At 45.7% G+C, this 14,682-nt stretch carries 13 protein-coding genes and 1 riboswitch; of the genes, 5 read left to right on the top strand and 8 right to left on the bottom strand.

Annotation, left to right across the window (positions count from 1 at the left end):
- Positions 1-717: a sterol desaturase family protein gene (locus ACVBDU_RS21495; RefSeq protein WP_447181751.1), complete on the top strand. Its 717-nt coding sequence runs from the start codon at positions 1-3 to the stop codon at positions 715-717.
- A gap of 11 nt (positions 718-728) precedes the next feature.
- Here ACVBDU_RS21495 and ACVBDU_RS21490 read toward each other — a convergent pair whose 3' ends face one another.
- Together ACVBDU_RS21490 and ACVBDU_RS21485 are read right to left on the bottom strand one after the other, a co-directional pair.
- Positions 729-2,753 carry a sensor histidine kinase gene (locus ACVBDU_RS21490; RefSeq protein WP_447181750.1) on the bottom strand — a complete coding sequence of 675 codons (2,025 nt, stop codon included), beginning with the start codon at positions 2,751-2,753 and terminating at the stop codon, positions 729-731.
- A 173-nt stretch (positions 2,754-2,926) separates the two neighbouring features.
- Positions 2,927-3,706 carry a hypothetical protein gene (locus tag ACVBDU_RS21485; RefSeq protein ID WP_447181749.1) on the bottom strand — a complete coding sequence of 260 codons (780 nt, stop codon included), beginning with the start codon at positions 3,704-3,706 and terminating at the stop codon, positions 2,927-2,929.
- Positions 3,707-4,200: 494 nt separating this feature from the next.
- Here ACVBDU_RS21485 and ACVBDU_RS21480 point away from each other — a divergent pair, with 494 nt between their 5' ends.
- The 4 genes from ACVBDU_RS21480 to ACVBDU_RS21465 all read left to right on the top strand — a co-directional run bounded on the left by ACVBDU_RS21480 (position 4,201) and on the right by ACVBDU_RS21465 (position 7,284).
- The gene (locus tag ACVBDU_RS21480; protein ID WP_447181748.1) at positions 4,201-4,941 is read left to right on the top strand and encodes a ferritin-like domain-containing protein; all 741 of its coding nucleotides are present in this window, start codon (positions 4,201-4,203) and stop codon (positions 4,939-4,941) included.
- A 33-nt stretch (positions 4,942-4,974) separates the two neighbouring features.
- The gene (locus tag ACVBDU_RS21475; RefSeq protein ID WP_447181747.1) at positions 4,975-5,817 is read left to right on the top strand and encodes a ferritin-like domain-containing protein; all 843 of its coding nucleotides are present in this window, start codon (positions 4,975-4,977) and stop codon (positions 5,815-5,817) included.
- 145 nt (positions 5,818-5,962) lie between these two features.
- A complete protein-coding gene (locus ACVBDU_RS21470; protein WP_447181746.1) occupies positions 5,963-6,493 on the top strand; it encodes an RNA polymerase sigma factor in 531 nt (176 codons plus the stop codon).
- On the top strand, positions 6,493-7,284 hold the full coding sequence (locus ACVBDU_RS21465) for an anti-sigma factor (RefSeq protein WP_447181745.1): 792 nt from the start codon (positions 6,493-6,495) through the stop codon (positions 7,282-7,284). The genes ACVBDU_RS21470 and ACVBDU_RS21465 overlap by 1 nt, the downstream gene beginning before the upstream one ends.
- A gap of 86 nt (positions 7,285-7,370) precedes the next feature.
- Here the strand turns inward: ACVBDU_RS21465 and ACVBDU_RS21460 are convergent, their stop codons facing one another.
- From ACVBDU_RS21460 to ACVBDU_RS21435, 6 genes are all read right to left on the bottom strand, one after another.
- Positions 7,371-8,738, bottom strand: a complete 1,368-nt coding sequence (locus tag ACVBDU_RS21460; protein WP_447181744.1) for a DUF5074 domain-containing protein — start codon at positions 8,736-8,738, stop codon at positions 7,371-7,373.
- A 21-nt stretch (positions 8,739-8,759) separates the two neighbouring features.
- Entirely contained in the window at positions 8,760-9,935 is a 1,176-nt protein-coding gene (locus ACVBDU_RS21455) for a cell surface protein (protein WP_447181743.1), read from the bottom strand.
- Positions 9,936-9,982: 47 nt separating this feature from the next.
- A complete protein-coding gene (locus ACVBDU_RS21450) occupies positions 9,983-11,188 on the bottom strand; it encodes a DUF5074 domain-containing protein (RefSeq protein ID WP_447181742.1) in 1,206 nt (401 codons plus the stop codon).
- Complete coding sequence (locus ACVBDU_RS21445; RefSeq protein ID WP_447181741.1) at positions 11,185-13,185, bottom strand: TonB-dependent receptor plug domain-containing protein; 2,001 nt, start codon at positions 13,183-13,185, stop codon at positions 11,185-11,187. Before ACVBDU_RS21445 ends, ACVBDU_RS21450 begins: the two co-directional genes overlap by 4 nt.
- A 120-nt stretch (positions 13,186-13,305) precedes the next feature.
- Positions 13,306-13,502, bottom strand: a riboswitch (cobalamin riboswitch).
- A gap of 175 nt (positions 13,503-13,677) precedes the next feature.
- Entirely contained in the window at positions 13,678-14,034 is a 357-nt protein-coding gene (locus tag ACVBDU_RS21440; protein WP_447181740.1) for a nuclear transport factor 2 family protein, read from the bottom strand.
- Positions 14,035-14,303: 269 nt separating this feature from the next.
- Entirely contained in the window at positions 14,304-14,627 is a 324-nt protein-coding gene (locus ACVBDU_RS21435; RefSeq protein ID WP_447181739.1) for a DUF2752 domain-containing protein, read from the bottom strand.
- Between the last annotated feature and the right edge of the window lie 55 nt (positions 14,628-14,682).

The raw sequence follows: 14,682 nt of genomic DNA, 5'->3' as shown, positions 1-14,682 counted from the left end.
ATGCTTACCTACCTGGAACAATCTTCTGCCGCTCATGTATGGTGGATACTGTTGCTTATTAACATGGCCATATATATCGGTACACTGGCTACGGGATGGTTGTTATTGCGGTTTTTCGGGAAAAGACAGGCATTGCATATTACCCGGAATTCCTTAAAAAAAACAGGTATATCGTTCCTTACCGTGGGGATCAACACGGTCATAACCTATGTAGGTTACCTGTTATGGCAAAACGGATGGATTACCATTGCTTCCGGAAACGCGACTTCCATTATTTTGGACTTCCCGGTACTTTTTCTGGGGATGGACCTTCTGATGTATATTTTTCACCTGTTTATCCATCGTACTTTCCTGTACCGGGCCATACACGGGTTGCATCACGCATCGGAAAACCCGGTACCGCTCGACCTTTTTGTACTGCATCCGCTGGAAACTATCGGTTTCGGGTTTATGTGGCTGTCTTTGCTTATGCTGTACCCGGCAAGTTTTTATGCTATAATCCTGTATCTTACGGCAAATGTTATTTTCGGGCTGGTGGGGCATCTGGGAATAGAACCGCTGCCGGGAAGAATCCGTAATTGGCCATTAGTAAAGTATATCGGTACTTCTTCATTCCATCACGATCATCACCTGGACATCCGTTATAATTTCGGATTTTACACCAATATCTGGGACCGCCTGTTCGGCACCTGGAAGAAAGAATCAGATCCGGAATAAACAGGAATGTATTATTTTTCCACACTCCCATCCGTATGCATAAAACATTCGACGGTTATCGTTGCCCCCGAACCTTTTTCGGAGAGGATATCCATAGAACCGTGAAGAAACTCCACCCGCGCACGGATATTGGTCCACCCGGCACTCTGTTTACCGGTACCGGCTATCTTGTCCTTATCAAAACCAACGCCATCATCTTCCACCGTCAGGAATATCTTGTCCTCGACCTGTTGTAATTGTACATAGATAAGAGAGGCCTCCGCATGTTTTATAGCATTGTTTACCAGCTCCTGCATAATGCGGTATAATACCATTTGACGGGAATGGTCCATTTCGTTGGTATAATTAAACACCCTGCATTCTATTCGAACTCCGGAAGTCCGGAACCTTTGGCAGTACTCCTTCACCGCTTCTCCCAATCCGTACCGGATCAGTATTTCCGGCATCATGCTGTGGGCTATGCGGCGTAGTTCGTTCACGGCATCGTCCAGGTGTTCCATCGTTTTATCCATAAGCCCCAGTCCTTCGGGGTTGGATAGTATGGTTTTTACGGCCGACATTTCTATTTTTATCCCGGAAAGCAATCCGCCAAGCCCGTCGTGCAGGTCCCGTGCCAGGCGGCTCCGCTCCTGCTCCTGTCCTTCGAGCATTGCCGACAGGAGGGAGATGCGGTTTTTCTGTTCTATTTTATTCACTTCCAGCTGGTGCAACTGTTGCTGCTGCTTCATTGCCCTGGTCCTTTGTTTATTGGCATAGATCAGGATTATAACGGCGATAAGCCCCACAAGGGCAAGCCCTATATACAGGCGGTTAAGCTTTTTGCTATAGATTATTTTTTCCTGTAAGACGGCCAGTTCCCTTTCCTTCCTGCTCGCTTCATATTGTGCTTCCAGCTTTTGGCCAAGCGCCATTTTTTCCATATCAAAGCGGTTGGTATACTCGCGGATATACTGCTTGTAGTATCGTAACGCTTCCCCGATGTCTCCCTGTTTTTCCCGTATTACCGAAAAATACCAGGGTATACTGGGAAGTACTCTTTGGTTCACCACAGGTTCTTCATGTGTCGCAAGAGCCGCGTTACCGATCAGAAATTCCGCCCTGGTATAATCTTCTTCCATAATAGCGTATTCCGTCAGCATAATATAACTCTGTGCCAGAACGGAATATTCCTTTGTTTTTTGTGCTTCCTTCACGGCAAGATCCAGGTAATAACGAACCTTCTCTTCATAAGAGGACGACATATACCGGGAATACAGTTCTGCTATGTTATATGCCGCTATGGGCAACCGGGTAAGATGGACCACACGGTCCCTGTTTTTTTCCAGAAAGGAAACGGAATGCTTGTAATAATAAATAGCCGAGTCCCGAAATACCTGCCGGGTCGTATCTTTTTTAAATCTGTCGGCAAAACTGTTGCCTACGGACAGGTCTGCATAGGTCAGCATATCGGGGTCTTTGGTTTTCAACGCCTCTTTATGGCACAAAACAGCATATTTCTGTTGATTTTGTATATCGCTCCACTGTCCGTACGCATCGGACATTTCGCCGTATATCGCACTTTTTAATTCGTGTGCTTCCTCTCTCTCCACCAGGTGTAATCCCCCCAGGAGATCCTCTATGGCTTCCCTGGGTTTATTTTGCCGGAGCCGGAGCCATCCCCTGGTGTACTTTACATATCCCCTTGTTTCCTTATCACCTGTCTTATTGCTGTAATACACCGCACTGTCCAGACTTCCGTTTGCCTGCAGGAACTGGTTGTCTTCTACATACCACCTGGCCAAAACAGCATATAACCTCGCTGTATACTTTCTGTCTTCCAGTTTTCCGGAAAGCTTAATGGCTTTATACAGTGTCGCAAAACCTTCTTCATGTCCCCTGCGATAGAATTTTATTTCCGCAAGCTTTTTCATCGCATCTACCCTTTCCGGAACAGAAAGATCTTTTCGAGACAGTACCAGTTTCAGGGAATCTTCCACAATATGCGCTTGTACCGGACTTACCGTCGCCAGACAGCTTCCGGCAATGAGTAGCAGCAAAAAAAAGTTTTTCCCGTGTGATCGGAAACCGGTATATACAGAAGTAAAAAGCATGCTATTTTATTAAAACTTTACAGACGGGCACAGTACAAAAATAGCTATATCAAACGATAGCCCGCAATACCGAAAAACTGGGATTTTATGACAAACAGGAAAACTCTCCGGAATACGGATCAGGGAGCGGAAAGGATTTCTTCCGGAATGGCAAAAGTTTCGAAGTCTACAGGAATACCAACGGTAAACGCATTGGTTCTCAGCCTTAAAACATAGCCTTCTTTCTTTTGCTCTTTTTGCAACACCATACTACCCGGAACTGCAAACATGTGTCCCGAGGGCATTTCACTGAATCCCCATTCCCTGCCTCCGGTCCACAGGGTTTCGGTTTTCCCTTCCGGGTGTAACCATTGCACCACGGGTTGTCCCATAAATTCCCTTCGGGTGGAACTAAAGCCAGAAATATCCTGTTCTTCCCCGTTTTCGATAAGCGCCTGAAAAGGCAGGCCAAAAGCTTCCGGAATACCCTGTTCTTCCTGGACAAGGGTATTTTCTTTCAGATCGTAAATAATAGTGCGCCCCGGGATCTTAACAGTCAGCTCTCCCTCGTGTACCAGAACAAAACGGCACTCTCCCGGATTTACATGATGTCCTGTCATACGAAAACCCCAGGACTCCTGTCGTATCACCATTTTTTCGGAAGTAATGGCAAGCTGGTGCCTTCTCTTCCCTAATTTTTCCATATCTTCTTTAGATAGCCCCCGAATTTCTTTATCCAAAGATCTGCATATTTCTACGGCATTGATATATTGTTCTTTTATCATATTCTCTCCCTCTTCATTCAGGGTTTCCAGAACCTGGTCCACATAGATATCCGGGACTTCTTTCTCCGGTTGACAGGCAAAAAATAACAACAACACCAGCGGCCAGCCCCGATGCAGCGAAAAAAGAGAACGCATAACAACTGTCCGTTGTATGACACTACTAAAAAAAAGGCTTTTGTTATTGCTCGTAAACACGGACCAAAATTATTTGTTTTTCAGGGAATATACAACCGGAATATAGCGGTAACCAGGGCAAACGCACTAAAAAAACTATAATTGCAACGTTTAATGGTTCCAGGTTTAAAATTCCAGGTTACAGGTTACATATTTATAGCTCCCTGAGCCCTTCGATAAACTCAGTAAAGGGGCAAGTTAGAGGTGAAATATAAATACCGTGATCGGAAAGCCGACAACTGGCAACAAAACCAAACTGAAACCTGGAACTTGGAACCTGTAACAAAGAAATAATACCTCCAACGCCATCCCGATATATCCGGACTCCTCAACTTCTGCAAAGCCTTTATATTTCTTCGTCGTTAGTTATTTATTTTTAACATAATTTTAACATTAAAAATAAAACCTCCCCCCGAATAACTGCGTAAGTCTCGGCGTAACTAAAATACGGAATTATGAAAAAAATACCTGTTAAAGTAAATCTTCGGGAATCCGTAAACGGGAAGTCAAACTCCCGAAGACAATTCCTGAAAATCGGAAGTCTGGCTGTTGTGGGTACCGGTCTGTTATTGTCCTGTAACAATGACGACGACAATGGTATGACAGATCCGGATGATGTTTTTGACCTTGGAAGCGGAGATCTCGGAATACTGAATTATGCCTATGCCCTGGAACAACTGGAAGCTGCTTTTTACACCAGTGTTCTGGACGGTTCTTACTGGATGAGTGCAAGTGCCGAAGAAAAGCTGATCCTCGAAGACCTTTATAAGCACGAGGTGATTCATCGCGAATTCTTCAAAGCCGCTATTACTGCCGCCGTGAACGGGGATAGCAGCAAAGTCTTACCTGAACTGGAATTCGATTTTTCCTCTGTCAACTTCGGTGACAGAAACTCTGTTCTTGCTACGGCAAGAGTACTGGAAGATACCGGGGTAGCAGCTTATAATGGAGCCGGGGCATACATTCAAACACCGGACTACCTTGTTATAGCCGGGAAAATTGTTTCTGTCGAAGCCAGGCACGCAGCCGCAATAAGATCTATCTATATCGATGATCCTACAGCATTTGCAGGGGACGACATTATTGATTCCAACGGATTGGATCTGGCAAAACCGCCTTCCGAAATTCTGGATGCTGTAGGCCAAACAGGTTTTATCAAAACCGAATTCACTGCCAACCAGCTACCCGAAGAATAGTTTGCCCGATCATTAATTTAAAACAGAAAAATTATGGAAATCATAAAATTTTTAGAAGCCTTCAGTTCCGATAACCTTCTGGCTAAAACTTCTTCCAGGAGAGCTGTTTTCGGTACTTTCGGTGAACTTGGTAAAAAAGCCGCCCTGGCAGCTATTCCTTTCGGATTGGCCGTAGCACCTACCAGGAGTTTTGCTTTTCAGGATCAGAATGCAGCCATAGGGGCGCTTCAACTTGCCCTTACCCTCGAATATCTCGAAGCCGAATTTTATATCAAGGCTTTGGAATCAGGAGTACTTCCTTCCGGAAGCAATGCAGAAGCCATTTATGAGCAAATTTCGAAACACGAATCGGCTCATGTCGATTTTCTGATGGCCGGGCTCGGTGATGATGCCGTAGACTCTCCTGTTTTTGACTTTACGGCAGGGGGAATGTTTGACCCTTTTAACGAAAACGGCACGGGACAGGAAGTAGCCTATGCGCAACTCCTCGCTCTTGCCCAGGCATTTGAAGACACCGGTGTCCGGGCCTATAAAGGGCAGGCCGGAAACCTGATGGGCACCCCTTTCCTCACCCCCGCACTGCAGATTCACTCCGTAGAAGCACGTCACGCATCCGAAATAAGAAGGCTTCGGGCACATGTAATGGATATGGACCTGGATCAGAATGCACTGGGATGGATTACATTAAATGAAAGAGGTCCCGGAATGCCCGAGGCTACACAAGCCGTGTATGACGGAGAAGAAAACGTGACCCAGGGAGGTGTAAACCTCGTTAACGCAACAGATTTTGACAATATAGCAGTATCCCAGTCTTATGATGAACCGATGGACGGCGATACCGCTTCGGCAATAGCAGGGTTATTCATAGTTTCGTGAAATTCACGGTAGTTTCTAAGTTAGTTGTAAGCGAAGGAAATGGCCTGAAGTTCAACTTCAGGCTATTTTCTTTTTCGCTTTTTAATGTTTTTTTACTTGGCACTTTGTCATTTAACACTTAAATTTAAACTGTAATGCCTCATCTATGCAACAAGATCTTTTGATTTCCCGACTCCGGGACGGTAACGAACAAGCCTTTGAACGTATCTACGAGCTTTACTCCAAGAGCCTTTACGGAATTATTTACAGTATCATTCGTGACGAAGCGGTCTCCGAAGAAATCCTCCAGGATGTCTTTTTGAAAATCTGGCACGAAGCTCACTCCTATGATCCGGAGAAGGGGCGCTTTTTTACCTGGATACTGAACATTGCGAGAAACGCATCGATTGACCGGCTGCGATCCAAAGAATTTAAAAACAGCCGGAGGAATGTCCAGGAAGAGTATTTTTCGGATGTATTGGAATCCGGAAATTCGGCTACCGGTAAAATAGACGCCATCGGGCTGCAAAAATATATAGACATTCTCGGGCCTATGTGTAAAAAGTTGATAGACCTGTTATTCTTTAAAGGCTTTACCCAAAAAGAGAGCGCCCAAAAGTTACAAATTCCACTGGGAACCGTAAAGACGAGGAACAGGATGTGTATTAATAAACTACGTGCTAACGTCATCAGATAATGAACACAGAAGAATTTATAGCCTCCGGTATTCTCGAATTGTATGTGTACGGTGCCCTGCCTGAAGCGGAAAACAGGGAAATCACCCGTCATTTGAAACAATATCCGGAAATCCGGACCGAGGTAGAGGAAATTGAACAGGCGTTAATGGAGTTGTCAGGAGCCGTTGCTCCTAAGAACCCGGAACTCCTGTTGCAATCTATAAAAGAAAAATTATCTGCGCGAGCCGTGACAGGACCACTCGTACGGAAACGCAGCAACTGGTTTACCTATACCGGTTGGGCAGCAAGTGTTATTCTGCTTGCCGGACTGTTTTTCCTCTTTAATCAGAACCGAAACCTGGAAGAATCGCTGGAGGAAACCCGCAACAGGAATATACAGTTGGAGATCCGGATTGCAGATGCCAGGGAGAATGTGGAGAAAACCAGGGAACTCCTGGAAATCCTACGGGACAGGAACATTCTGAAAGTTCCGTTGGAAGGACAACAGGCTGCTCCGGAAGCTTATGCTGCCATTTACTGGGATAAGGAAAAAAACGTGACTTATATAGATGCTCAGGGACTTCCCGATCCGCCGGAAGGCATGGTATACCAAATATGGTCACTGAAAATGGACCCGCTAACGCCGACCAGTATGGGATTGCTTGACGGTTTTGAAACGGACGAAAATAAAATATTCGAATTGAGCAATGCCAACGTATCCGAAGGTTTCGGTATTACCCTGGAGCCCGAAGGAGGAAGTGAAGCACCGACGCTGGAAAGGTTATATACCCTGGGAGTGGTTTCTTCCTGAAAATAAACCCGTTTGCTCTCCAATAATAAAAACAGCCTGAAAAGTAATGCTGCTTTTCAGGCTGTTTTTCCATTTCTATCCGTTATTTATTCTCCATGGAAAACAGAAACGGAAGGGAAATAATAACCTTCGTATGCTTTCCCTTCTTTTTTGTTACCGGTTTGCCCGTCATAAAGGAAGAGCACATTTTTACTGAAACTATCCCCGAAACCTTTATTTACGGTATTGACCACCAACGTGCCGGTATGCGGGTCATAGCCTATCCCGGAGCCGTACATTACTTTCTCCCCGGGCAGGGTTATAAAAGGAGACAACAACGACCTGGCATCCCCGGTATAACGATAAATTTCATTCCCCCCGCTGAACGACGCATTCTTTGCAATGTATACATCGGTATCGCCGGCCGTTATAGATCCGGGATGCCAGGCTCCCCAGGTGCCGTATGCCTGAAAGCCCAGATCTACTTCTACGGTTTCCAGTGTCCCGGGATCTACACCTATAAGACTGTTTCCGCCAGCCATCCATACCATACCATCCGCAGTTCGGGCAAAGCCTATCTGCATTCCCGGAATAGTCTTTTCTATTTCCAGACTGGTCGCATTAAGCACCAGGCCCCCTTCACTTTGCGAAAGGACAAAAACACGATTTCCCGCTTTCATAAGATCTCCGGTCTGTCCGCTGATACCTTCTACTTTACTGCCTACCTCAACCGGGTCCAGATTTAACCTGTAAAGTCCGTCCCGGGCGCTGACCAGTCCGTGGCTGTCATCCAGTCCTTCAAATGCACGCCAGTCGCTACCGCCCTGGGCAGATACTCTTCCTTTTTCTTTCAGGGAATAGGCATCTGCAACCACGAGGGGACCACCGGCTTTGGAAACGAGAAAAAGCTGTTCGTTATGTATGGTTCCGTATTGCAAAGTGGATAACACCGGAAGCAGGTCTTTGTCCGGATTGGTCTTTACAAATACACTGTCTTCCACTGCCCCGGTATCGTAACGATAAAAACTCACCGTACCTGTTCCATGCCCGAACCAACCTTCGTTTACAATATAAAATCCGTTTTCATAAGCTCCCCGGGCATGAATCTTATACACGATACCGGCTTCTCCTTCATCATTTGCCACGGTAAAGGATATTTCGTAATCACCCCGGTCTAAAGGTTCAAAACTGAAAATGGAATCCGTACTGACCTCTTCATCAGCTATCGTCCAGCTATAAGTAACCTCACTGGTGGATTCCCATTGGGGTTGCAGCATAATTAGCTGTCCCAAAGTTAAAGTATCCTGTAATTTTTCCTCAAGGAAAATAATGGAGTCCCATGGTATTTCTACTTCTTTCCCGGGATCTTCAGAAGATGGCGGAGTATTTGAAAAATCATCATCACTATTACAGCCGATAAAACCTGCAAAAGCCAGTAGACATAGTAATTGAATTACGTATTTTCTTTTTTTCATTTTTAATATCAGATACATTGGTTAATTTGTAATACCCAAATCAGCCACACCGGCTACTTCCGTAGACAATTCTCCCAGCCATCCCATATTGGCCTGGATGCCGGTCTGTATTTTTATAAAATCTATGCCTTCCAGGGATACGGTATTGCCGGCTGCGTCTATGGCATCTGCAATATCTATGGCATCGCCTCCCATGGTGTTATCGGCATACCCGTATTCAAAAGGCGTGCTGGTGATATAGGACGGATTACTCATATCAATGTTCACAGAAGATAACAACGTACCTTTCAAAGTGTAAGAATCCGCTTCTATCCATTCCGGATAGTATGGCTGTTTGTGAAAGGCATTGGTAGCGATGACCCCGCTGTTTCCCTGGTTATCTTCCCACGGCACACTCTCTGATGCATCTCCCGGACGGAAGTAGGTTACTTCATAATTTCTAATAGTGCCTTCCATACCATGAGCACTTCCTTTAATCTCATACCAGGTATCGTCCGGCAGGCCATTACCGTTTTCATCCTGCATCACCCATACAACCCCGGGTTCGGCAAAATTGGGCATGGCATTGCCGTATATCATAATATCCCCGGTATCTTCTTTGTTGATAACGGTATGATCGAAACCGAGAACAATAGTACCTCCCCAGCCTCCCAGGCTTACCAGTCCTTTTTTACCTACAATTCCTTCCGCACTTTCCATATTTCCCGGATTTTTATTGATAAACTGCCCGGGCGCAGGCAAAAATTCAAACAATTCGGTTACATAAGAGCTGCCGTTCTCCGTTATGGGCCGCAGGCGTATAGCTACTTCAATACGGAATTCTTTCTCAAAATCCCCGGCACTGTTAAACGCTTTATAACGCAATGTGTACTCCCCGGTTTCTTCGGGAATAAATTCTAATTCCCCGGTAGTGGACACCACCAGGTCGTTAAGGCTCCATTCTTCTTCGTATTCGGATTCGTTGGCGTTACCTGCAGCAAGGGTCAGGGTATCTCCGACACGCAGAAAGAATTCGGTTTCTTCCGTAGTAAATCCTACTTCCGGTACTTTTTCGCTTTCTTCCGGGGGAGTTTCTTCTTCCGCAGGCACTTCTTCCGTAGGTTCTTCGGGTACAATGATATCATCGTCGTCAGAACAGGATAAAAAACACAGGGATAATGCCAGGCTGCACAAAACAGCCGGGACACTTCGGTTCATTCTTTTTAAGGTGTGCATAGGTATGATCATTTAGTTTAGTTACATTGTTATTTAGCGGTTTTAAAAGCAAAATGCGCAGGGATATCGCCTGTTTTCACGGACCATTTAAAAGTTCCGTCCGGGTTAAAACAGTACAGCGTTCCGGGGGTTACGTAATCCCCTGCATCAGTGAGCAGTATTTCCCCGGTATCGGGGCGAATGGCAATGCCGTAGGGAGTTTCTATCTCTTCTATGGTACCGTCCGTTATAAAAGAGCCTTCCAGTATTTCCTCGGTATGGACATCTATCTTGTTATAGGATATTGTATTGGTCCCGGTGATATAGCTGAACTCCGTACTGTAGACATAGGCAATACCGTTGTGGATGGCGAGATCGCTGGCAGCGAGATCGAAGTGGTGTTTTACAGAATCTTTTTCCGTATCCACCACAAACAACCGGGAAGGTATATCAAAATAATCTCCGCGGGAGGAGACGTACAGGTCTCCTTCATCGTCGATCTTTACCCGGTGCAGGTTTTCCGCCACTTCTATCCGTTTTATTTCCGTAAAAGAAGTTATGTCGATAACCGAGAGGGTGGTTTCGTAATCGGGCGGACTGTAACCGCCGGAATTGGCTACGTATATCTTTCCTTCATGTGCCACCAGTTCTTCCGGTTGCCGGCCTACTTCCACAGTCCTGGTAATACTCAGGTTCGTGGTATCTATCTCGGCCACGATACCATTCGGTGCGTTCGGGTCTCCTATGGTACCCAGATAAGTACTGAGGTAAGCCTTGCCTTCATAAAAAGTGATATACCGGCAATTGTTCACTTCTATTTGTTTCAGCCTTTTGCCGGTTTCTACATCAAGTACCTCCACTTTATTGGAGGCATTGACCACTACATATAGCTTGGAACCATAGATCCCGATGTCATTCCCTACGTCTCCGAGGCCTCCCACCATATCGGGATTGGAACGGGAAAATATATTCCGTCTATACGTTCCTGCGGAAGAATCAAAATAATCCAGTGAAGCTTTATTCTGGAACATATTTCCCTCATTCAGAAGAAAAAAGCCTTCGACTCTTAATTCCATATCAGGCTCTTCAGGTTCCCCGGGTTCTTCAGGCTCTCCTGGTTCTACGGGAACTTCCGGGACCTGATCGTCTTCTGTAAAATCAGTTATATCATCATTACGGCAGGAACCGAGCAGTATTATCGAAAGGCATAGCAAGTATACCGCAAAGCATGATGTTTGTTTTTTCTGTTCTGTCACAATGTATAATTTAAAGTGAAACGATAGGAACGCCCCGGCATGGGAAAGTTCTTTATAACGTCGTAGTATTGGTTAAAAAGGTTATTGACTTCGGCTCCGAGCAGTAGTTCGTCACCAAAAAGTGCTATCCTGTACCGCAGGGCGAGGTCATGCGTATACCACGGCTGCAGGTAGTTGGAAGGGATATTCGCTTTCTGACTGTACCGTTCTCCCGTGTAAATAAAGCTGTAATTCAGTTCCGCACGCTTATAGTCTGTGCCCAGGTTTATACTGCCGCTGTGCTTTGGCATATACGGAATCTGGTCCCCGTAACTCGACCCTCCGGGAGTAACATCCGATGCCTGTTGCCAGGTGTAATTAAATTGTGCGGAATACCCCAGGCCGAAACCTGTTCTTCCGGAAGTTCCGGCACTTATTTCCAGCCCTGTAGTCTCCACTTTTCCGAGATTGAGCATGGTCCACCGGAAAAGGTTTGCTCCGGGGACCGCAACAATTTTATCGGTTATCCACACTTTGTAGACATCCGCCTGAAACTCCAGAAAATGCCTGCCAAAAATATGTTGATATGAAAAACCACCGTTTACCTGGCTGGAATACTCGGGTTGTAACAGTGTATTGCCAATGAATGTGTAATACAGATCATTGAACGTGGGCATACGGAAAATGCGTTTGTAAAATCCCCGGAGTCGAAAATCCTTTGTTTCCAGGGGTTGCCAGTTTACCGTCACCGTCGGGGTAAATTCCTGTTTGTCTTCCGCTCCTTCGTAATATCTGACGGATTCGCGAACGGTGGTACTCAGAATCCCTGCCTGTACCCGAAGCCGTTGCCAGTCAAAATCCGTGGTCAGCGCCGCCAGGAATGTATTGCGTTCGGGATATGCAAAGCGATAGAGATTGGCATCAAGTGTATTGTTTTCATAATCGGTAGCAAGGGAGATTTTCCAGAAGTCATAAATACGGAAATTGTTTGCCAGGGAGAGATAGTAGGTTTTCTGGTCGTAGCGGTTATCCAGGAAACCGGAGGTGGTCACGATTTCCGGATCGCGGTAGCGGGTGTGGTCTTTGGCATATTTTCCTCTTACTACAAGGAAATAGCGATCTCCTACCTGTTGCCGGAACTCTCCCTGGATAAAGTTGTTTTCATCCCATAACCGTTGCGGACGGCGGAAACGATTGGCTACTACGGCACCGGGCAATCCCCGTTCCGAATCATAGTGGTAATACTTTACATTCCACTTACTTCCGAAGCCCGTGGCTCCGTAAACTGACGTTTCCAGCCGGTACGACCGGATGTCGGCATTGTGCCTGGTGGCTGTAGTATCATAGCTTCCGTTGGTATAGCGAAATTTATAACGGCCGTGCGCGTATATATAACCGGTGCTAATACGGGCCGCGAGGTGTTCGTTTATTTTGTAATCGGCATTTAAGGAGGGGTTTACCAACCCGAAAGAACCTGTTTTTATTCCCGCTTTGAGATGAACCCGTTTTCCGGTAGTAAATTCGGGCGACCTGGTCCGGAGATAAATGGTACTTGCAGATGCATAGGCTTTGGCGGATTGCCCGGCATCGGAACGTTGCCCGTTGTAGAGGGCAATCTCTTCCATATTTTCCAGGGAAAACCTCCCGAGGTCAACCTGCCCGTTTTGTGCATTCCCCAGGCGGATACCGTCGTAAAAAACCCCGGTATGTTCCGTTCCCATACTGCGGACGTTGATGGTTTTTAGTCCTCCTACTCCACCGTAATCCTTGATCTGTACGCCGCTGAAATACCTGACAGCCTCTGCCACGGACAGGCTGTTCAGTTTTTGTAATTCTTCACCGGAAAGTATTTGTACGGGAACTGCGGAAGTGTGCTGCCGTTGTTTGCGGTCCTTTACAAGGACCACCTCTTCCAGTTGCCGGTAGCGGACACTATCTTTCTCCTGGGCACAGACCAGCGGTGCTACCAGTAGCAAGAGGATTACAATAAATAGACTCTGTTTTTTGTAAGTTGACATCTCCCGTATCCTTTTTTCGGATCACGGCATCAGGGAGATGTTTTTCGCATGGTATATGCGAAAAACGAAGAAGAAAGCATACAAAATACCCTCTATTCCGGCTTCAATCCCCGAAAGCCATGAATAAACAATCCATCGGCAGGTATTCTGACTTGCTCCCTACACCCGGCCTTCCCATCCCGATAACTCGGGACAGTGACCATAAAAACGGGCTTCGGTTTATGAGCTTACAGCTGCGGGACAGTTCCGGATTTTCACCGGATTCCCTTTTAATACCGATGCAAAAAACACCGGTAACCGATTTGCGGCAAAGATACTTTTATTTCTTTAATAGCGAAGAAGAATGATCTGCATTGTTAAATCACTACAAACACATGTAATTCAACTTGATAAATATCACGCAGGCATACCGGCACATAACAATAAAAAACCGCCATATCACTTTTACCGGAGAAGGGAAAAATGGTATGGCGGTAAGTAATCTGCCCGGTACTATGCTTCCTGCTTTTGTTCAAAGACCATATAACTTTTTATTTCCTTTACTTTTCCGTCCTGCAGTTCGTAAACATCACAGAAAAAACTTTTTTTAAGCGATCCGTCTTCTCCTTTGGAAGTAACGGTTCCGGTACCCGCCACCTTATTTCCTTCTTCAATGAAATCACCGACGGTACCGGACACCATTTCAGGGATATTGGCAAAAAACTCCCGTAAGGCATCTTTTCCCGGGGCCAGGTCAAAAAACCCGGGCCATCCCATTTTTATATCTTCTGTCATATAAGACAAGGCTTTTTCCGTGTCGCTGTCCAGGAATGCCTGTATAACCTGTTGTACTACTTCTTTGTTTTTCATGATATACTGATTTTAAAAGCGTTATGTTTCATTCCAGAAACTGTTTTGATTTTATCCTTCGGATCTTTATCTATCCTGTAACCGTAATGTAAAATTGCGGATTCCTTTTCACCCGGAAAGGGTGATATAGGGACATTAAGGGGGGTGTTTTGTGACAATTACGGGAAAAACCACTGAAAATGAATATCTTCCACGAGAAGACCTTCCGAATACCGGATCAGATGGGAATAAAACAGGGGAAATGAAGAATACGAAAGTTGTACAGAAAACTACGATCTACTCATAGCGTTATACAAGCGGTACATTTTCAGGATATAAGATATGATAATAATACTTCCGGTAAGGAAAAGAAGTGTTTTCAGCATGATGCTTCTTCCTTCCGGGGCGAACTTTTTGTGCCAGAAGGCTACGGCAAAAAGAATAAGGAGAGGTACGGTAGCCGGATATAGTTCCACACTTTTTTGTAAATCTCCCTGCAGAAGGGCCATAAACGAACGCTGAAAACCGCACCCGGGACAATCTATACCCGTCAGCCATTTCAACGGGCAGGGAATCAGATGATGTTGCAGCCAATGCCAGAAACTTCCGTGCATATATATCTTATTTTACTATAAACCCGGATACCTTGCGGTTCCGGGTTCACAATAT

This window comes from Sinomicrobium endophyticum (assembly GCF_052983315.1).
The sequence above is the reverse complement of the archived record's forward strand: the minus strand, read 5'-3'. Positions and strand labels throughout refer to the sequence as shown.